This is a genomic window from Polaromonas sp. Polasp52 (assembly GCF_059491565.1).
This window is the reverse complement of sequence record NZ_CP168513.1, coordinates 2331174-2350046: the sequence shown is the minus strand read 5'-3', so window position 1 is coordinate 2350046 and position 18873 is coordinate 2331174. Positions and strand designations below refer to the sequence as shown.

The window sequence follows — 18873 nt, the reverse complement described above, 5'->3', positions numbered from 1 at the left end:
GGCGGGAATGTTGCAGAGCCCCTGATGCTAGCCGCATCGGCGGATTTTTGCTGCGGGAGCGGGCCATGGGCGCGCCACAATAGCCGCATGGCAAAAGTTTTCAAATGGCTGGTGTTCCTGGCCTTGGGTTTGATGGTGTTGCTGGCGGTGGTGGCTTTCACGCTGCACCGCTGGGTCAGCACGGATGATTTCCGCCAGCGCGTGGAGCGCGAGGCCTCGGCCGCGCTGGGCGTGCCGGTGGCGCTGGACCGGGTCGCCGTGGACGTCTGGCCGCTGCCGGCGGTGGCCTTGAGCGGCATTTCCATCAAAAGCAAGCCGCCCCTCACGCTGGAGCGCCTGGAAGTGCGGCCGCGCTGGCAGCCGCTGCTGACGGGAAAGCTGGCGGTGGCGACCCTGCTGGTGCGCAAGGCGGTGCTGCCGCAGCAGGGCATAGACGCGGTGCTGCTCCTGCTGCAAAAGAAGAAAACCCCTGCGCAGGCGGCGGCCGCCGAGCCTTCCGCGCCGCCAGGGCAGGCCTCCATGGACTGGCTGCCGCGCCGCACCGTGCTGGACGAGGTGACCTGGATCAGCGCCGCGGGCGCGCGCACCACGGTGAATGCCGAAGCCGCGCTGGGCGACGACGGCCTGCCCGACAAGGTCTCGCTCAAGCTCATCAAGGGCAACCTGCAGGGCCTGGAAGCCCACCTGAAGCGCGAGGAGCCCAAGGCCGGCGACGCAGGCGACGAATGGGCCTTGCGCGTGGACGTGGGCGGCGGCAAGGTCGAAGGCAAGCTGGGCCTGAAGAAAGTGCCGACGGCGGCCGCGCGGGAAGAGCTGGCGCTGCAGGGCAAGCTGCAGACCAGGGATGTGGAAGTGTCGGCACTGACCGCGCCCAGCAAATCGCTGACGGGCCGGCTGGAGGCTTCGACCACGCTGCATGCGCGGGCCGCGACCACGGGCGCGCTGGTGGAGGCGCTGCAGACCCAGACCACTTTCACCGTGCGCAATGCGGTGCTCAACGGGCTGGACCTGGCCAAGGCGGTGAAGACCATAGGCCTGAGCCGCGGCGGCCAGACCCCGCTGGACACCTTGGCTGGGCAGGTCAACACCCAGGGCAAGTCGGCGCAGCTGACCAACCTGGTGGCGAGTTCGGGCGCGCTGAGCGCGACCGGCAATGTCGCCATCTCGCCGGCCAAGGTACTGAGCGGGCGCGTGAGCGTGAACGTGGCCGGCGACAGCAAGCTGGGCAGCGCCATAGGCGGCGCGGTGGGTGTGCCCTTGACGGTGGGCGGCACCCTGGACAACCCCGAGGTCACGTTGTCGCGCTCGGCCCTGCTGGGTGCGGCCATAGGCACGGCGCTGCTGCCCGGCGTGGGCACCGGCGCGGGCGCCAACCTGGGCGATCGCGTGGGTGAGGGCTTTCGCAGCCTGTTTGGCAAGTAAGCCCAGCAGCCCCGATGCCTTGGGGCTGTTGCGCTGCTAAAAACATAGCAAGCCGGCGCCGCCGCGCCCTTGTCCTACAGCGCCTGGCGGGTGCTGCTGATGGGGCAGGGGCCGGCGCACTTTTAGCATGAAGATTCGCTGCGGCACCTTGTCGCGGCCGTCCCGGCCCCGGCTGGCATGCCGATTCGCGCATAAACCGGGCCGACCTACCTTGCACAGGAGGCCAAGATGCTCAAGTACGCGATTATTTTTGCGCTGATTTCACTGATTGCCGGCGCCCTCGGCTTCGGCGGCGTGGCGGCGGGCGCCGCCGGCATCGCCAAGATCCTGTTCGGGCTGTTCCTGATCCTGGCGGTCATCTTCCTGCTGCTGGCCGCCCTGGGCGTGGGCGCGGTGAACAAGGTGCTCAAGTAGATGGCGCCACAAAAAATGGATAGCGCCGCCGCGCCGCCGGCATCGCTGGCGTCGCGCTTTCGGCAGCGGCTGTTCCATCCCTGGTCTGGGCCGCTTGCGCCGGCGAGCGCGCCCCCGGCTGTCGCAAAACGCAAGATCACTTTCCAGGCCAGCATTGCCGAGTTCCTGCTGATCAATCGCCTGCGTGCACGCCGGCGCGCCCAGCCTTCGGCCGACGTGCTGGAGCGCGCCGCGCGCATTGTGTTTGTGACCTGCCAGAACTGGTTTGCCCAGCCGCGCCGCGGCAGTCCGGACCATCGGACCCGCCTGTGACGGCCCGCGCCTGAGCCATGCACACCGCCCTGATCGAATCCCTGCTGGAATACGAAGTCGGCAGCCCCGCGCACTTCCTGTTCAATATCGAGACGGCTTTCCATGAAGGCCACCATGTGGTGGAGGAGCGCCTGACCATCACGCCCAGCATGAAGGTACGCAACTTCTGCGACGAGCGCAGCGGCAACCGTTTCATACGCCTGGATGCGCCCAAGGGGCTGCTCTCGGTCAACTACCGCACACGCGTGGAACTGCATCCCGCGCCCGTCCCGCTGCACCTGGAGGAAACGCCGGTGACCGGCGTGCCCGACGATGTGCTGCGCTACCTGATGCCCAGCCGCTATTGCGAATCCGACGTGATGAGCCGCGCGGCGCAGCAGCTGTTCGGCCAGCTGCCGCCCGGCATAGGCCGGGTGCGTGCCATCGAAAGCTGGATCCACGAATCGATCAACTACCTGCCCGGCTTCAGCGACTCCACGACCTCTGCGCAGGAGGTGTTTGTGCAGCGCGCGGGCGTGTGCCGCGATTTCGCCCACCTGGGCATCACCATGTGCCGCGCCCTCAACATCCCGGCGCGGCTGGTCGTGGGTTATGTGCACTTCGAAGAGCCGCCGGAGGATTTCCACGCGGTGTTCGAAGCCTGGCTGGAGGGCCGCTGGGTGATTTTCGACCCGACGCGCATGGCGCCCATAGACCGGCTGGTGCGCGTGGGGACGGGGCGCGACGCCAAGGACGTGGCCTTCGCCACCATCTTCGGCGACGTGCGCATGACGCGCAAGGAGCTGACGGTGGAGGAGGGCGACATGCCGCCGCGCCCGCCCGGCGCCTCGCAGGCGCCGCCCCAGCTGACCGTGGTGAGCGCCTAGGCCGGCGCCTTCACGGGCACCGGCTCGCGCTTTCGCCTGAGCACCAGCAGCCCGAACAGCGTGGCCGTGAGGTACATGCTGAAGGAATAGATGGCCGCCGGCAGGGCCAGCTGGAAGTTGTTCAGCACGGCCAGCGCGATGAAGATGGCCAGCGTCGCGTTGTGGATGCCGATCTCGTAGCTGATGGCGGTGGAAATGGGCTTGTCCAGGCCGGTCGCCCGCGACACGTAATAACCCGCCAGCAGGCTCACGAGGTTGAAGGCCAGCACGGCCGGGCCTATGGCCGCGAAGCCGCCGCTGAGCGCCTGCCATTCCTTGACGACCGCGCCCACGGCCACCACGACCAGCACGATGATGCTGAAGACCTTGGTCGGGTTCTCGCTGCGCGCGGCCCAGCCGGGCCTGACGGTGCGCAGCCACATGCCAATGGCCACCGGCACCAGCACGATGAGGATGACCTCCACCACCTTGCCGAACTGCAGCGGCACGACCTGGCCGGTTTTGGCGAAGGTGTTGATGGCCCAGTTCGCGATCAGCGGCATGGTGACGATGGACAGCAGGGTGTTGATGGCGGTCAGCGAGATGTTCATCGCGACGTTGCCGCCGAACAGGTGGCTGAACAGGTTGGCCGAGATCCCGCCGGGCGAGGCCGCCAGCAGCATCAGGCCCACGGCGAACAGCGGCGGCACATTGAGCAGCACGATGATGGCGTAGCAGGCGATGGGCAGCACGATGACCTGCAGCACCAGCGCCACCAGCACGGCCTTGGGGTATTTGAGCAGGCGGGTGAAGTCCTCGACCTTGAGCGTCAGGCCCAGGCCCAGCATGACCAGGGCCAGGGCCGCCACCAGCAGCTGCGCGACGATGGGGGAGCCGCTCATGACTTGTAGCTTTCATCGAGTTTGTCGAGCTTGCGGATCAGCGAGGGCCAGACAAACGCCCCGCCCATGCCGCCGGTCTGCACGCGCATGGCTTCGGCCACGCCCTTGACGATCAGCGGGTTGACCTCGGTCAGCGGGCCGCCGGCCTGGGCGTCCAGCTGGATGCGGCAGGTGTTCTCAAAGGTGTACATGCTGAGGAAGGCGTCGGCAATCGTCTTGCCCACGACCAGCAGGCCGTGGTTGCGCAGCATCAGGAAATTGGCCTTGCCCAGGTCGACCTGCAGGCGCGGCTTCTCTTCGTCGCGAAAGGCCACGCCTTCGTACTCGTGATAGGCCAGCGACGCCAGCACAAAGGTCGATTGCTGGCTGATGGGCAGCACGCCGCACTGCTGGGCGCTCACGGCCACGCCGGCGCGCGTGTGGGTGTGCAGCACGCAGCCGGCATCGGCGCGCGCCTCATGCACCGCGCTGTGGATCACAAAACCGGCGGGGTTCACCGGAAAGGGCGAGTCAATCACCTTGTTGCACTGGCCGTCGACCTTGACCAGGCTGGAGGCCGTGATCTCGTCGAACATCAGGCCGTAGGGGTTGATCAGGAAGTGATGGTTGCCGGCGCCGGAGACCGACTCGGGCAGCTTGGCGCTGATGTGGGTGAAGACCAGGTCGCTCCAGCCGTAGAGCGCGACCAGGCGGTAGCAGGCGGCGAGGTCGCAGCGTAATTGCCATTCTTCGGCGCTGACGACTTCCTTGAGGGAGGGGATATGCATGGGGTTTGTCTCCGTGGTGTTTGACGAAAAGGGCGGGCTCGGGGGCCCGATACGCCCACGATACGTGGGTGCTTGACGGGGAACTGTCAAAAATTTGACAATTGGTCACATGCCTATCGTTTCCGCGACACTTTCGCTGCCTTCCATGATGGCTCGCATGTCGACCAACCCGTGGTTTGGCGCGCTACCGCTGGCGGACCGGCAGGCGCTGCTGGTCTCCAGCGAGGTGTTGCGCCTGCGGCCTGGCGAAATGCTGTTTCGCCAGGGCGATGCGCCGGGCGGTTTTTATGGGCTGCTCGGCGGGCTGCTGAAAATTTCCTCGCTGCGCGAAGACGGGCGTGAGGCCATCCTGGTGGTGCTGGAGGCGGGCAACTGGATAGGCGAAATTTCACTGATGGACGGCGAGCCGCGCACACATGACGCCACGGCGCAGTCGGCGGTGGAGGTGCTGGTGGTGCCGCAGCCGGCTTTTGCCGCGCTGATGGAGGGCGCGCCGTTTGCCCGGGCGATTGCGGCGCTGCTGGCTGCGCGCGTGCGCTCGCTTTACGGCATGGTGGAAGACGCGGCGCTGCGCTCAACCCGCGCCCGCGTGGCGCGCCGCCTGCTTCTGCTGTCGCGCGGTGATGCCACCCTGGCGCCCAAGGCGCGGCCGGTGGTGCCGGTGTCGCAGGAGGCGCTGGCCATGATGCTGGGCATCTCGCGCCAGACCTTGTCCAAAGAGCTCAAGGCCCTGGTGGCGCTGGGCGCGGTGGATCTGCGTTACCGGCGCATCGAGATCAACTCGGCAGCGCGCTTGAAGTCGATCAGCGATGCGCCGGGCTGAAGTGCGTTCGTGTTCAAAAACCGCGCGGTTTTCTCCAAATATTCAAGCCCTGCTACCAATCGCTGGGTACGGGGTTTTCACCGCTCTCAAGAACAAGTCTTTCTTTTTCAATGCGGTAAACCGCTTGCTGTTTGACGGTCTTTTTTGGAAGGCGCTTACCCTCAGAGTCCAAGTCAGTGCGGTGCCCCAGAAAGTTCGCGACAAGCCGGTCGCCCTGGATTTTCCAAATGCCCTTTACGTCGAAACACTGGTGGGCAGGGTCGCTGGTAACGGCAGGAGCTGGGCTGGACCCGCACTCTTCATGAGCACCCGTATTCTCCGCTGACAGTATTAAGTGAGGGGCATACGGTATCGCCCGATCAGGCTGCAAACCCATTAGCGCTAACCAGTGACCACAGTATCCCTGCCAGCAACTGCCCCAGTCTGCCGTGAACAAGAATCCGTTTTCCCCAACGCGAACGATTTGGGTTTTACCCAAGCTGCCGTTGACCCCGATTTCCGCAACGGCGTCCTGCCGCGCGGTGAGCCGCCAGCCGCTGGGGTCACGGGTGAAGGAGTAGGCGCCGACATATCCCGGACACGCGTGACAGGCAAGCGCCTCTCCGCTGCTGTCAACCGGGAGTGCTTGTGTGAGCATCACAGCATGAGACTCACTCAATTTCACCACGTAGAGCGGAAGAATTTCCGAATTGGTTTTGGTCTCGGCGGGGGCCTCTTTGCTGCCGCCGTTCATGGGCAGTTCAATCGGCTGAACAGCTTGACCGTCGGATTCCTGCCAGTTCGGAAATACGATCGCCATGAGCGCTGTCCGATCCAATGTTGTTGCATGCGGGATTTCTGCTGGTTCGTTGCAGCTGGCTAGAGTCACCAAGCCAACGATTGCTAAACAGAAAATGGTTTTTGTGAACAGAGCTTTGACCATGGTGTCGGCGGAGTGAATGGATTTTATGGTGGGGCGTTTAGCAGGCCACATCTTTGCGATGTTTTACGGTCGCCCACCACAACAGCACACTTTGATTGGCCCGCTCTTCAACGGATGGTGGGCGGCGCGGTAGCCCGCTCCAGCCGCGTCAGCCAGGCCAGCGCCGCCGCGGCGCTGGCGCCGCACATCTCGGCCGAAGGCATCAGCTGCCCGCACACGGCCGGCCGCTCGGGCTGGCCAAAAATGCGGCAGGCATTGCTGTCATCAAGCTGCACGCAGCGCACGCCGGCCGGTTTGCCCTGCGGCATGCCGGGGATGGCGGAGCTGATGGAGGGCGCGATGCAGCAGGCGCCGCAGCCGGGGCGGCAGTTCATGGGGATGGCTCGCGGTTGGGAAGAATGGGAATGCGGCGGGCCGCTTAATCGGGCTTGATTTTCGCCCGGTCGGCGACCAGTTTCCAGCGCGCCTGCTCGGTCTTGATAAAGGCGCCGTACTGCGCCGGCGTGTCGCCCACGGGCTGGGCTGTGTCGCCGCGCAGGCGTTCGGTGGCCTGCGGGTTGCGCATGGCCTTGTTGCAGGCTTCGGCGATGCGGTCTATGTTGGCCTGCGGCATGTTGGACGGCGCGTTGAGGCCGTACCACTGCGTCATCTCAAAGCCCGGGTAGCCGCTTTCGGCGACCGTGGGCACGTCGGGCAGCTGGGGCAGGCGCTCCTTGGTGCCGGTGGCGATGCAGCGCAGCTTGCCGGACTTGATGTGGGCCAGGATGGCGGGCGCGCCCACGCTGGCGGCTTCGAGCCGGCCGGCCAGCAAATCGGTGAGCTGCGGGCCGGTGCCGCGGTAGGGCACGTGCAGCACGAAGATGCCGGTGGCCATCTTCAGGTATTCAAAGGCCAGGTGGCCGGCGCTGCCGTTGCCGGCCGAGCCGTAATTGAGCTGGCCGGGCTTGGACTTGGCCAGCGCGATGAATTCCTTGAGGTTGTTGGCGGGCACGCTGGAATTGATCACGTACAGGCTGGGCACCTTGGCCAGCAGCGAGATGGGCTTGAAGTCCTTGTTGGTGTCGAAGGGCAGCTTGTCGAAGATAAAGGGATTGACCGCCATGGTGCCGATGTGGCCCAGGATGATGGTGTGGCCGTCGGTGGAGGCCGCGCATTCCTGCATCGCGATGTTGCCGCTGGCGCCGGGCTTGTTCTCGACGAAGACGTTCTGGCCCAGGCTTTTGCTGAGTTCGTTGGCGGCCGAGCGAGCGACGATTTCAGAGCTGCCGCCGGGTGCGAAGGGCACGAGCAGGCGTATCGGTTTGCTCGGCCAGCCGGCTTGCGCATGGAGCAGCCCCGGAAAGGCCGAGACGGCGGCGAGTGCGCCGCCGGCCTTGAGGCCGAACTGCAATGCGCCGCGGCGTGTGTTGGTGAGTTTCATGAATGTCTCCGTATCGTTGTCGTTGGCCCAATATAGGACCGTACTTGCGGCGGGCCGCTACGTGATTCCGCTAATGAGGCTAACCCTGCTTGCTCGCGTGGCTAGTTGAAGGATGCGTCGAAACGTTCGCGCGCGGCCTTGAGGTTCTGGTGGTTGCGCTCGGCCCAGTTGTCCAGCGGGATCAGGGTTTCGCTGAGCGACTGGCCCAGCGTGCTGAGCTGGTATTCCACATGGGGCGGCACGCTCTGGCGGTCAAAGCGCAGCACTAGGCCGTTGCGCACCAGCTCCTTGAGGGTCTGCGTCAGCATTTTTTGCGAGATGCCTTCTATCTTGCGCATCAGTTCGTTGTTGCGCACCGGCCCGCCGGCCAGCGCCGGGATCACCAGCAGCGCCCATTTGCTGGCGACCAGCTCCAGCGCCTGGCGCGAGGGGCAGGCCTGGCTAAACACAGTGGAGGAATCGGTGTCGGGCGCGTCGGGAATTGTCATGGTTACCAAAAGGTGCGTACTTGCCTATGGGTAATCGTAACCCTAAGCTGGCGGCTCTTCAATCTTTAACCCTGTTCTTTAAAAGAAAGACTCCCCATGGCCTGGTTCTACCTGTTCGCCGCAAGCATTGTCGAAATCGCGATGGCTTTGCTCCTCAAATCCTCCCAGGGCTGGACCCGGCTCTTGCCCAGCGTACTGGGCGTGGCCGCGGCCGGCGCCAGCATTTTCTTTTTGACGCATGCCGTCAAGACCTTGCCGGTGGGCACGGCTTACGCGATCTGGACCGGCATAGGCTCGGTCGGCGTGACCGTGATCGGCATCCTCTGGATGGGCGAAAGCGCCACGCCGCTGCGCTTGCTGTGCGTGGCGTTTGTCGTGGCCGGCATGGTGGGCTTGCGCCTGCTGGACGGCGCGGCGTGAGGGGCCCCCTGCAAGGAGAAGCCCTATGACCCATCTGCTCTATATAGAAGCGTCGCCCATGCAGGCCGCATCAACATCGAGTGCCGTCGCCGCTGCCTGGCTGGATGCCTGGCGCGAGGCGCATCCCGGGGACACGGTGGACGCCGTCAATGTCTGGGACATCGACCTGCCGCCCTTTGACGCCGAGATGATCGCCGCCAAGTTCGCCGTGCTGCGCGCGCAGAACGCGACGGCGCCGCAGCAGGCGCTGTGGGCGCGTGCGGTGGCGCTGTCACGGCGCTTCAACGCGGCCGACCATTACCTCTTCAGCCTGCCGATGTGGAATTTCGGCATCCCCTACCGGCTCAAGCATTTCATCGATGTGGTGACCTTGCCGGGACAGAACTGGTCCTGGTCGCGGCAGGCCGGTTACCAGGCCCTGCTTTCCGGCAAGAGGGCAACGCTGGTGTATTCAAGCGCCGGCGCCTATCCGCTGCGGCCCGAGGAGGACGATTCGGATTTCCAGAAGCCGTATATGCGGCGCTGGCTGCGTTTTCTGGATATTGCGGTCGAGGCGGAAATCAGCGCCGCGCCGACGCTGGTGCCGCCCGATGACCTGGCGGTGACGAAGGCCGCGGCGATGGAGCGGGCACGGATGCTGGCTACAAATTAATGCGACGGTCACCGGGGTATTTTTGCGATTTCCAGCGTGGTCACGATCCCGTTGGCCAGCGCATCACCCTGTTGCGGTTTTGCGCACAGTTCCTTGCGCAGTTTCGCGTCTTCGCTTCCCTGGCACAGCATCACACCCTCGGGGCCTATGCCCGGCACCTGCGGGTGATAGAAATACGCAAAGCCGTTCCGGTTGGGCAGGCTGACCCACTGCTCAACCAGCTCCGGGTTGGCTTTGCCGTCGCTGTATTTGATGATCCAGGCTTTCAACGCCGGCATGCGCGCCTGCTGCAAGCTGCCGTCCTGCGCGTAGTTGCCATGGAAGGCCACGGCGGTTCTTTCGAGGGGCTGGTCGTCGGAGTAGGCGCGTATTTTGCCGCCAAGAAACATGCGTGAACAGGAAGAACGGCAATAGCCCGATAACAAAGTCGCCAGGCCTTTTTCGCGGATGTATTCGCCGGTGGCATACCCGGCCCGGGCATCCCCGCCGGAAGAGTTTTTGAGCACCACCGTCGTGATACCGGGGTGCTCCTCTACTGCGGCAGCCAAGATCCGTTGCTCATTGCCGGTCACCTTGCCCGACAGAAAGATAAAAGGCTCCCTGATCTCCACCTCCATGGCATAAGTGCATGAGGCGAGGCAACAGGCCGCCAGACTGCACAACCAGCGGCCCGGGCGCGTGATCATGCTGCGAGGCGTTGCGAGGCGAACAGCACCTGGTCGATCACGGCCTGCACGTTCTGCAGGCTGGCTTCGTTGACCAGTTGGCCCTCGGCATCAAAGGCGTCGCCAGCGCGGCCCAGGGCAAAGGCCTTGGGTGCGACCCAGCACTGCGCGTTGAGCAGCAGCGGCACCAGGTGGCTTTGCGAACGCAGGCCGCCCAGTGCGCCGGGCGAGGCGCTGAGCACGCCCACCACCTTGCCGGCAAAGGACTTGAAACCCTCGTGCCAGGCCGGGTCGCCCTTGACGGGGCTGGACACCCAGTCGACGGTGTTTTTCAGCAGCGCGGTGTAGCTGCCGTTGTATTCGGGCGAGCAGATGATCCAGGCCGGGTGCTCGTACATGATCTGCTTGAGTTTCATGACGTCTGGCGGCGTGGCCTGGGCCTCCAGGTCGGCGTTGTACATGGGGATGTCGAAATCCGCCAGTTCGATATGGGTGACTTCGGCGCCGCTGGCGCGCGCCAGGGCGGCCGCGACATGGGCCAGCTTGCGGTTGTAGGAATTCCGGCGGGTGCTGCCGGCGAAGATCAGGAGTTTTTGGGGGGCGTTCATCGGCCGATTTCACCACAGGCCGCAGGGTGAAAAACTGCGTGCGAAGCGCCTTGCAAGCACAAACCCGCTAAAATGTACAAAACACTGAATTTTGTACAAAATGCATACCATTCCACTCAGCGAGTTTCGCGCCAATGCCTCCGCCATGATCGACCTGGTGGAGCAGGGTGAAACCGTCCGAATACTCCGGCACGGCAAGCCGGTGGCTGAACTTGTGCCCTTGAAGGCCGAAGAAGACGCCACCAAGGTTCCGAGCTGGAAAAAGCCGTTTGAACCCGTGGTCCTGCCGCCCGGCGTGTCGCTGTCGCAGGCGGTGCTGGACGAACGGAATGAATCGCCATGGTGAAGAGGGCGCAAGCCGCTTATGCGCCGCAGGCTGTTTCCGCCACCCGGGTGGTGGCGCGCGACGGCGAAGCGCGGCTGATGTTCGACGCCTCGGCGCTGACCAAACGCTACGCCAGCGAAGCCGGGCGTGACCGGGTGCTGATGTTGTTCGAGGCGGCCAGTGAGTTGCTGGTGGCCGCGCACTGCAAGACCGAGGTAGCCTCGGCGCTGCTCAGGCGCCGGCGTGACGGCAGCCTGCCGGCCCCTGAATTTGACCGGGCCTGGGCGGCGGCGCAGCGCGACGTGGCCGACATGACGCTGGTGCCGTTGGACGCGCATGTCGAGCGCTTTGCCTTTGCCGCGATGGAGCGCGGCCCTTTGCGCGGCATGGACGCCTTGCATGTGGGCAGCGCGCTGGCCAGCCGGGTGGACCTGTTCGTCACGGCGGACAGGCGCCAGGCGCAGGTGGCGCGCGGCATGGGCCTGGCCACCGAATTGATCGAGAGTTAATAGTCAGTAGTGGTCGAGAGGCCTGAAGGTTGGATATGTTTTACCCCCAAGAATTTGACGTGATCGTGGTCGGCGGCGGCCATGCCGGCACCGAGGCCGCCCTGGCTTCGGCCCGCATGGGCTGCAAGACCCTGCTGCTCTCGCACAACATCGAGACCCTGGGCCAGATGAGCTGCAACCCTTCGATAGGCGGCATAGGCAAGGGCCACCTGGTCAAGGAAGTGGACGCCCTGGGCGGTGCGATGGCGCTGGCCACCGACGAAGGCGGCATCCAGTTCCGCATCCTGAACAGCTCCAAGGGCCCGGCCGTGCGCGCCACCCGGGCCCAGGCCGACCGCATTCTGTACAAGGCGGCGATTCGCCGCAGGCTGGAGAACCAGCCCAATCTCTGGCTGTTCCAGCAGGCGGTCGACGACCTGATGGTGGAGGGCGACCGGGTGGTCGGCGCCGTCACCCAGGTGGGCATCAAGTTCCGCTCGCGCACCGTGGTGCTGACGGCCGGGACTTTTCTGGACGGCAAGATCCATGTGGGCCTGAACAATTACTCGGCGGGCCGGGCGGGCGACCCGCCGGCGGTGTCGCTGTCCAGCCGGCTCAAGGAGCTCAAGCTGCCGCAGGGCCGGCTCAAGACCGGCACGCCCCCGCGCATAGACGGCCGCACGATTGACTTCAGCAAATGCATAGAGCAGCCCGGGGACGGTATGCCCGGCGGCATCGAAGGGCCGGTGCCGGTGTTCAGTTTTATGGGCGGCCACATCGCCCATCCGCGCCAGGTGCCGTGCTGGATCACCCATACCAACGAGCGCACCCACGAGATCATCCGCTCCGGTTTTGACCGCAGCCCCATGTTCACCGGCAAGATAGACGGCGTCGGCCCGCGCTACTGCCCCAGCGTGGAAGACAAGATCAACCGCTTCGCCGACAAGGACAGCCACCAGATTTTCCTGGAGCCTGAGGGCCTGACCACCCACGAGATCTACCCCAACGGCATCTCGACCAGCCTGCCTTTTGACATCCAGTACGACCTGGTGCGCTCCATGGCCGGCATGGAAAACGCCCACATCCTGCGGCCCGGCTATGCCATCGAGTACGACTACTTCGATCCGCGAGCGCTCAAATCCAGCTTTGAAACCCGGGCCATCGGCGGCCTGTTCTTCGCCGGCCAGATCAATGGCACCACCGGTTATGAAGAGGCGGCGGCCCAGGGCCTGTTCGCCGGCATCAACGCCGCGCTGCAATGCCAAGGTAAAGAGGCCTGGCTGCCCAAGCGTGACGAAGCCTATTTGGGCGTGCTGGTCGACGACCTGATCACCAAGGGCGTGACCGAGCCTTACCGCATGTTCACCAGCCGGGCGGAGTTCCGCCTGATGCTGCGCGAGGACAACGCCGACATGCGCCTGACCGAAAAAGGCCGGGAGCTGGGCCTGGTCGACGACGCCCGCTGGGACGCCTTCAACCGCAAGCGCGACACGGTTTCACGTGAAACAGCCCGGCTCAGGGCGATCTGGGTCAACCCCAACAACCTGCCGGCGGCCGAGGCCGAGCGCGTGCTGGGCAAGTCGATTGAGCGGGAGTACAACCTGCTGGACCTGCTGCGCCGCCCCGACGTGAACTATGCCGGGCTGATGTCGCTGGAGGAGGGCAAGTACGCCAACCCCGAACTGGCGGCCGAAGCCGCGGCCAGCGATGACCTGGCCAAAAGCGTGATCGAGCAGATCGAAATCACCGCCAAGTACGCCGGCTACATAGACCTGCAAAAGACCGAGGTCGAGCGCGCCGCTCACTATGAAAACCTCAAACTGCCGGCCGACCTGGACTACCTGCAGGTTTCGGCCCTGAGTTTTGAGGCGCGCCAGACCCTGGCCAAGCACAGGCCGGAAACCCTGGGAATGGCCTCGCGCATCTCGGGCATCACGCCGGCCACCGTCTCCCTGCTGCTGGTGCACCTGAAAAAGAATCTGTGGAAAAACACGGTTCCGCTGCAGGCAGCCGACGCCGCCAACGAAAAAGCCAAAGCCTGATGCGGGCCGGTGAACAGGATTTGCGCGCTGGCCTGAAGGCGCTGCAGCTGGATTTGGGCGACACCCAGGTCGGCCAGTTGCTGGATTACCAGGACCTGATTGGCAAATGGACCAAGGTCTACAACCTGACGGCGGTGCGTGACCCGGCGGAAATGTTGACCCACCACCTGCTGGACAGCCTGGCCGCGGTGCTTCCGCTGCGCCGCCACCTGCAAAAAGCCGGGCTGGGGCAGGGCGCCAGATTGCTGGACGTGGGCTCCGGCGCCGGCCTGCCCGGAGTGGTGATTGCGATCTGCTGCCCGGAAGTGGCCGTGACCTGCGTGGACACGGTCGCCAAAAAAGCCGCCTTTATCAAGCAGGCGGCGCTGGCGCTCAAGCTGCCCAATCTCTCGGGATTGCATGCCCGGGTCGAAACCATTGCCACGCCATTTGAGGTGATCTGCTCCCGGGCCTTTGCCTCGCTGGCTGATTTCAGCAATTGGTCGGTCAATGCCCTGGCGCCCAAAGGTGTCTGGATGGCCCTCAAAGGCAAACACCCGGCCGAGGAAATCGCGGCCTTGCCGGTCGGCACCGAGGTGTTTCACGTGGAACAGCTGCAGGTGCCTAGGCTGGATGCCGAGCGCTGCATTGTCTGGATGCGGAAAAAGACCGCTCCCTGAACCCGGCTGGGCGGTTGTTGGGGGAGGGCGATCCCGCCCGGTCCGTTGTTCGGGCACAAAAAGAAACCGTCCCGAACACCGAATCCGCCCTGATCGGCTGATTTGGCATTGGGGCGGCACACCCCTGTCGTAAACTCGGTTTCTCTCTCTTTTCTCTACTTTCTGGAGAACCTCCATGTTGGGCTCATTCGTCGGCATCGCCGACTACGGTGCTTTTGTCGTCGCCATCATTGTGTTTTTGCTGATTCCCGGCCCGGGCAACCTCGCGCTGATCACCTCGACCAGCAAGGGCGGCATCGCGGGCGGCCTGGGCGCGACCCTTGGCGTGATCGCCGGCGACCAGGTCTTGCTCTGGGCGGCGGTGGCCGGCGTGTCGGCCATCATGGCGGCTTATCCCACGGCTTTTCACATCGTCCAGTGGGCCGGTGCCATTTACCTGGCCTGGCTGGGCATCAAGATGCTGGTGGCCAAACCCGGCGATGCACCCTTGCTGAACATCAAGCCGCGCCACTACTTCCAGCAGGCCACCCTGATAACCTTGCTTAACCCCAAGGCGATTGTGTTTTACATGGCCTTCTTCCCGCTGTTCGTGGACCCGGCCCAGCACCAGGGCCTGAAGACCTTTGCCGTGATGGCGGCCACGATTGCCGGCCTGACCTTTCTCTACGGCCTGTGCTCGGTGATGATCACCTACCACCTGGCCGAGCGCATACGCGCCAACCCGAAAATCACGGCGGTGCTGAACAAGCTGGCCGGTATCTTCCTGATCGGCTTCGGCCTCAAGCTCGCGGTCTCCAAATAAGCCGCCATCGCATTTCGCGTCCTCTTCCGAACAAAAACTAAAAACACACATGGCCAAAATATTCTGCGTTGCCAACCAAAAGGGCGGGGTGGGCAAGACCACCACCACGGTGAATCTGGCGGCGGGGCTGGCAAAAGTCGGCCAGCGGGTGTTGATGATCGACCTGGATCCGCAGGGCAATGCCACCATGGGTTCGGGTGTGGACAAACGCCAGCTCGAGATGACGGTGTACGACGTGCTGCTCGAATCCTCCTCGGTGGCCGAGGCGCGGGTGCGCAGCGACAAATGCGGCTACGACGTGCTGGGCGCGAACCGCGAACTGGCCGGCGCCGAGGTTGAGCTGGTCGATGTCGAGCGCCGCGAAAAGCGCCTCAAGCTCGCGCTGGCCGAAGTCGACAGCCAGTACGACTTCGTGCTCATCGACTGCCCGCCGTCCCTCAGCATGCTGACGCTCAACGGCCTGTGCTGCGCGCACGGCGTGATCGTGCCCATGCAGTGCGAGTACTTCGCGCTCGAAGGCCTGACCGACCTGGTCAACACCATCAAGCAGGTGCACGCCAACCTCAACAAGGATTTGCAGATCATCGGCCTGCTGCGCGTGATGTTCGACCCGCGCATCACCCTGCAGCAGCAGGTCAGCGACCAGCTCAAGGAGCATTTCGCCGACAAGGTTTTCAACACCGTGATCCCGCGCAATGTGCGCCTGGCCGAAGCGCCCAGCTACGGCCTGCCCGGCGTGGTGTTCGATCCTTCCTCCAGGGGCGCGCAGGCTTTCATCACCTTCGCCGAAGAGATGGTCGACCGCATCAAGGCGATGTAAATCGGGCGCATCAGAAGTGCCTGTAAACAGGCCTCCTGTTGCTACTGAATTTATAGCAAACTGATCCACCAAGCGATGAACCCCCGCAATGTCCTGATACTCCCCGGCTGGCAAAACAGCGGCCCCGGCCACTGGCAAAGCCGCTGGGAGAAGGCGCACGGCTATACCCGGGTCGAGCAGCACGACTGGATGCGGCCGCTGCGCGGCGACTGGAGCGCGCGGCTTGAAGAGGTGCTGCTGGCTTGCGACGAGCCGGCCGTGCTGGTCGCGCACAGCCTGGGCTGCATGCTCACCGCCGCCTGGGCCTCGCATTCGCACAACACCCACCGCGTCAAGGCCGCGCTGCTGGTCGCGCCGCCCGACGTGGAGCGCGAGGACGTGTGCCAGATGCTGCCGGGCTGGGCGCCCGTGCCGCTGCGCAAGCTGCCTTTTCCCGCCGTGGTGTTCTGCAGCGGCGACGACCCGTTTTGCGCGCCCGAGCGTGCCCGCCGGTTCGCCGCGGCCTGGGGCGCCGAGCTTGTTGAAGCCGGGCCGCGCGGCCACCTCAATGCCGACAGCGGCCTGGGCGACTGGCCCGAGGCCTTTGAAAAATTGCAGCGCCTTCAAGCATTGCCTGCTTCTCTCCCACACAGCCATTCATGACAAGAGAACCCATGCCCTTGCCCCGCTTGTTCGCCCGCTCTCGTTCTCACTTGGCGTCCACCGCACTGGCTGTGGCCGCCCTGGCCGCCTCGCTCGCCTGCACCGCGCTGCATGCCGAGCCCGACGAAGAGCTGCTTGGCAAATCGCAGGGCTACCCGCTGGGCAACGCCAGCACCTGGTACAGCAATCCTTACCGCATCGGCTCCTGGTCGGCCATGGACAAGGTGGCCGGCGTGCAGGTCCGCGCGGTGGCGCGCCCGGCTGAGGCCAGCCCCTTGCTGCGCGCGGCCAGCCCCGCGTCCATCAACTACCGCTACAAGAACACCAACTACACGCTGGCCGACTACCTGGACCGCCAGCGCGCCACCGGCCTGCTGGTACTGAAAAACGGCGAGATCGTCGCCGAACACTACCGCTACGGCCGCAAGGACGACGCGCGCTTCCTGTCCTTCTCCATGGCCAAGAGCGTCACCTCGCTGCTGGTCGGCAAGGCGCTCTCGCTGGGGCTCATCGCCTCGCTCGACGACCCGGCCGAGAAATACGTCAAGGAGCTTGCCGGCAGCCCTTACGGCGCCACCACGATTCGCCAGCTGCTGCGCATGAGCTCGGGCCTCACCTTCACCGAGCGCTACGACGGCAAGGACGACATCGCGCGCCTCTCGCGCGCCGGCGCCGGTGCGCCCGGTGCGGGCAAGCCGGTGGACGTGCTCAAGTCCATCACCGACCGGCATTCGCCGCCCGGCGAGAAGTTTGTCTATGCCAGCGCAGAGACCGATGTGCTGGGCCGCGTGGTGGCGGCCGCCACCGGCAAGAACATGTCCGAGCTCACCACCGAGTGGATCTGGAAACCCATGGGCGCCGAGCACGACGCCTTCTGGCGTGTCTCGGTCGACGGGCAGGAGCAAGCCCATGGGGCCTTCAACGCCAGCCTGCGCGACTGGGCGCGCCTGGGCCAGCTGCTGGCCAATGACGGCCGCGCGATTGACAAAACCACCGGCAAGCCCGGCGCGCTGCAGGTCCTGCCGCTGGACTATTTGCTGGACGCCACCGACGCGACGCGCCAGCCGTCGGCCTTCAAGCCGCGCACGGCCACGCCCTACTTTGGCTACGGCTACCAGTTCTGGCTCTTGCCGATGAGGGCCCGCACCTTTGCCATGCAGGGCATCCACGGCCAGACGGTCTATGTGCAGCCCTCTACCGGCATCGTGCTGGTGCTGACCTCGGCCTGGGAGCAGGCCAGCGGCAAGCAGGATGCGCAACCTTACGAAGAGCGCGACGCCCTGTGGCGCGGCGTGCTGCAGTCCCTCGGCGGCAGCCTCACGCCCCAATAACACTGCGCCATACATCACAACATTGACGGATTGAAGGAATAGAAAACCATGGTCACCAAAAAACCCAAAGGCCTGGGCCGCGGGCTGGAAGCATTGCTGGGCCCCAAGGTCAGCGAGAGCGCCACCGACGCCGAGAACGCCAGCAGCACGGCGAACAGCCCGGGCCTGCCGGCCTCGCTGCGGCTGGAGGACATGGTCGCCGGCCAGTACCAGCCGCGCACCCGCATGGACGAGGGCGCGCTCTACGAGCTGGCCGAATCCATCAAGGTCCAGGGCATCATGCAGCCCATCCTGGTGCGGCGCCTGACCTCCGGCGCCAACGACGGCAAGTATGAAATCATCGCCGGCGAGCGGCGCTTCCGCGCGGCCAGGCTGGCCGGCCTGGACAGCGTGCCGGTGCTGGTGCGCGACGTGCCCGACGAGTCGGCCGCCGCCATGTCGCTGATTGAAAACATCCAGCGCGAAGACCTCAACCCGCTTGAAGAGGCGCACGGCCTGCAGCGCCTGGTCAAGGAATTCGGCCTCACGCACGAGCTCGCCGCGCAGGCCGTGGGCCGCTCGCGCAGCGCCGCCTCCAACCTGCTGCGTTTGCTCAACCTGGCCGACCCGGTGCAGACCATGCTGATGGCCGGCGACCTGGACATGGGCCATGCGCGCGCGCTGCTGGGCCTGGACCGCGCCGCGCAGATCACCGCGGCCAACCAGATCTCGGCCAAGAAGATGTCGGTGCGCGAGGCCGAGAGCCTGGTCAAGAAACTGAGCGCCGAGTTCTCGCTCAAGCCGCAAAAAGCCGCCAAGGAAAAATCGCGCGACACCCGCCGCGTGGAAGAGGAACTGGCCGACCTGCTGATGGCCGACGTGGAAGTGCGCGTCAAGAAACAGGTCAAGCGCAACGGCAGGCGCGAGGACATGGGCGAGGTGGCCATACAGTTCGCCTCCATGGACGAACTCAACGGGCTCATCGAGCGGCTGCGCGGCAACAAATAGCCGGCCCGGGCAAGGCCTTTTCACGCTGTGCCGCGGCCCCCTCCAGAGGGGGCTTTTTCTTTTCCGCTTCGACGCCAAAGACATACCCAAATAGTGTTAATTGCTCTACATCACTGA

Annotated in this window: 24 protein-coding genes; 16 read left to right on the top strand and 8 right to left on the bottom strand. The window is 65.0% G+C overall.

The genetic code is table 11. The annotated features are described in order from the left end of the window. Nucleotides 1-87 precede the first annotated feature (87 nt). The 4 genes from ACEN9P_RS11040 (at nt 88) to ACEN9P_RS11025 (ending at nt 3014) form a co-directional block, all read left to right on the top strand. The gene (locus ACEN9P_RS11040) at nt 88-1422 is read left to right on the top strand and encodes an AsmA family protein (RefSeq protein ID WP_495621975.1); all 1335 of its coding nucleotides are present in this window, start codon (nt 88-90) and stop codon (nt 1420-1422) included. A gap of 228 nt (nt 1423-1650) precedes the next feature. Then, the gene (locus ACEN9P_RS11035; protein WP_477662659.1) at nt 1651-1836 is read left to right on the top strand and encodes a DUF1328 family protein; all 186 of its coding nucleotides are present in this window, start codon (nt 1651-1653) and stop codon (nt 1834-1836) included. 15 nt (nt 1837-1851) lie between these two features. Further along, nucleotides 1852-2148 carry a hypothetical protein gene (locus ACEN9P_RS11030; RefSeq protein WP_495621974.1) on the top strand — a complete coding sequence of 99 codons (297 nt, stop codon included), beginning with the start codon at nt 1852-1854 and terminating at the stop codon, nt 2146-2148. A gap of 17 nt (nt 2149-2165) precedes the next feature. Beyond that, nucleotides 2166-3014 (top strand): transglutaminase-like domain-containing protein, encoded by an 849-nt coding sequence (locus ACEN9P_RS11025; protein WP_477662657.1) that lies wholly within the window; start codon nt 2166-2168, stop codon nt 3012-3014. On the opposite strand, the gene ACEN9P_RS11020 is transcribed toward ACEN9P_RS11025, so the two are convergent. Continuing rightward, nucleotides 3011-3895: a bile acid:sodium symporter family protein gene (locus ACEN9P_RS11020; protein WP_495621973.1), complete on the bottom strand. Its 885-nt coding sequence runs from the start codon at nt 3893-3895 to the stop codon at nt 3011-3013. The genes ACEN9P_RS11025 and ACEN9P_RS11020 overlap by 4 nt on opposite strands. Then, a complete protein-coding gene (locus ACEN9P_RS11015; protein WP_495621972.1) occupies nt 3892-4662 on the bottom strand; it encodes a class II aldolase/adducin family protein in 771 nt (256 codons plus the stop codon). The genes ACEN9P_RS11020 and ACEN9P_RS11015 overlap by 4 nt, the downstream gene beginning before the upstream one ends. Before the next feature lie 109 nt (nt 4663-4771). Between ACEN9P_RS11015 and ACEN9P_RS11010 the strand changes: the two genes are divergently transcribed. Beyond that, entirely contained in the window at nt 4772-5485 is a 714-nt protein-coding gene (locus ACEN9P_RS11010) for a Crp/Fnr family transcriptional regulator (RefSeq protein ID WP_495621971.1), read from the top strand. Between the two features lie 52 nt (nt 5486-5537). On the opposite strand, the gene ACEN9P_RS11005 is transcribed toward ACEN9P_RS11010, so the two are convergent. The 4 genes from ACEN9P_RS11005 to ACEN9P_RS10990 form a co-directional block, all read right to left on the bottom strand. Further along, nucleotides 5538-6407, bottom strand: a complete 870-nt coding sequence (locus ACEN9P_RS11005) for a hypothetical protein (protein WP_495621970.1) — start codon at nt 6405-6407, stop codon at nt 5538-5540. Nucleotides 6408-6514: 107 nt separating this feature from the next. Beyond that, entirely contained in the window at nt 6515-6781 is a 267-nt protein-coding gene (locus tag ACEN9P_RS11000; protein ID WP_495621969.1) for a YkgJ family cysteine cluster protein, read from the bottom strand. Between the two features lie 44 nt (nt 6782-6825). Then, nucleotides 6826-7827, bottom strand: coding sequence for a Bug family tripartite tricarboxylate transporter substrate binding protein (locus tag ACEN9P_RS10995; protein WP_477662652.1), 1002 nt, complete (start codon nt 7825-7827; stop codon nt 6826-6828). 101 nt (nt 7828-7928) lie between these two features. After that, nucleotides 7929-8315 carry a winged helix-turn-helix transcriptional regulator gene (locus ACEN9P_RS10990; RefSeq protein ID WP_495621968.1) on the bottom strand — a complete coding sequence of 129 codons (387 nt, stop codon included), beginning with the start codon at nt 8313-8315 and terminating at the stop codon, nt 7929-7931. A 96-nt stretch (nt 8316-8411) separates the two neighbouring features. On the opposite strand from ACEN9P_RS10990, the gene ACEN9P_RS10985 reads away from it, so the two are divergent. Then, a complete protein-coding gene (locus ACEN9P_RS10985) occupies nt 8412-8735 on the top strand; it encodes a DMT family transporter (RefSeq protein ID WP_477713986.1) in 324 nt (107 codons plus the stop codon). 25 nt (nt 8736-8760) lie between these two features. Continuing rightward, nucleotides 8761-9387 (top strand): FMN-dependent NADH-azoreductase, encoded by a 627-nt coding sequence (locus ACEN9P_RS10980; protein WP_495621967.1) that lies wholly within the window; start codon nt 8761-8763, stop codon nt 9385-9387. A gap of 8 nt (nt 9388-9395) precedes the next feature. On the opposite strand, the gene ACEN9P_RS10975 is transcribed toward ACEN9P_RS10980, so the two are convergent. Both ACEN9P_RS10975 and ACEN9P_RS10970 read right to left on the bottom strand, forming a co-directional pair. Continuing rightward, on the bottom strand, nt 9396-10004 hold the full coding sequence (locus ACEN9P_RS10975; RefSeq protein ID WP_495621966.1) for a hypothetical protein: 609 nt from the start codon (nt 10002-10004) through the stop codon (nt 9396-9398). Between the two features lie 65 nt (nt 10005-10069). Then, a complete protein-coding gene (locus ACEN9P_RS10970) occupies nt 10070-10660 on the bottom strand; it encodes an NADPH-dependent FMN reductase (protein WP_495621965.1) in 591 nt (196 codons plus the stop codon). A gap of 100 nt (nt 10661-10760) precedes the next feature. Here ACEN9P_RS10970 and ACEN9P_RS10965 point away from each other — a divergent pair, with 100 nt between their 5' ends. The 9 genes from ACEN9P_RS10965 to ACEN9P_RS10925 all read left to right on the top strand — a co-directional run bounded on the left by ACEN9P_RS10965 (nt 10761) and on the right by ACEN9P_RS10925 (nt 18756). After that, entirely contained in the window at nt 10761-11006 is a 246-nt protein-coding gene (locus tag ACEN9P_RS10965) for a type II toxin-antitoxin system Phd/YefM family antitoxin (protein ID WP_495621964.1), read from the top strand. Further along, complete coding sequence (locus ACEN9P_RS10960; protein WP_495621963.1) at nt 11000-11494, top strand: type II toxin-antitoxin system VapC family toxin; 495 nt, start codon at nt 11000-11002, stop codon at nt 11492-11494. Before ACEN9P_RS10965 ends, ACEN9P_RS10960 begins: the two co-directional genes overlap by 7 nt. Before the next feature lie 35 nt (nt 11495-11529). Beyond that, nucleotides 11530-13515, top strand: a complete 1986-nt coding sequence (gene mnmG / locus ACEN9P_RS10955; RefSeq protein WP_477662644.1) for a tRNA uridine-5-carboxymethylaminomethyl(34) synthesis enzyme MnmG — start codon at nt 11530-11532, stop codon at nt 13513-13515. Then, complete coding sequence (rsmG, locus tag ACEN9P_RS10950) at nt 13515-14174, top strand: 16S rRNA (guanine(527)-N(7))-methyltransferase RsmG (RefSeq protein ID WP_495621962.1); 660 nt, start codon at nt 13515-13517, stop codon at nt 14172-14174. Before mnmG ends, rsmG begins: the two co-directional genes overlap by 1 nt. Nucleotides 14175-14349: 175 nt before the next feature. Continuing rightward, nucleotides 14350-14976 (top strand): LysE family transporter, encoded by a 627-nt coding sequence (locus ACEN9P_RS10945; protein WP_495621961.1) that lies wholly within the window; start codon nt 14350-14352, stop codon nt 14974-14976. 49 nt (nt 14977-15025) lie between these two features. Beyond that, the gene (locus ACEN9P_RS10940; RefSeq protein ID WP_495621960.1) at nt 15026-15796 is read left to right on the top strand and encodes a ParA family protein; all 771 of its coding nucleotides are present in this window, start codon (nt 15026-15028) and stop codon (nt 15794-15796) included. Between the two features lie 75 nt (nt 15797-15871). After that, nucleotides 15872-16438 (top strand): RBBP9/YdeN family alpha/beta hydrolase, encoded by a 567-nt coding sequence (locus ACEN9P_RS10935; RefSeq protein WP_495621959.1) that lies wholly within the window; start codon nt 15872-15874, stop codon nt 16436-16438. A 50-nt stretch (nt 16439-16488) separates the two neighbouring features. Further along, the gene (locus ACEN9P_RS10930) at nt 16489-17769 is read left to right on the top strand and encodes a serine hydrolase domain-containing protein (RefSeq protein ID WP_495621958.1); all 1281 of its coding nucleotides are present in this window, start codon (nt 16489-16491) and stop codon (nt 17767-17769) included. 48 nt (nt 17770-17817) lie between these two features. Further along, nucleotides 17818-18756: a ParB/RepB/Spo0J family partition protein gene (locus ACEN9P_RS10925; RefSeq protein WP_495621957.1), complete on the top strand. Its 939-nt coding sequence runs from the start codon at nt 17818-17820 to the stop codon at nt 18754-18756. The last annotated feature ends 117 nt before the right edge of the window (nt 18757-18873 follow it).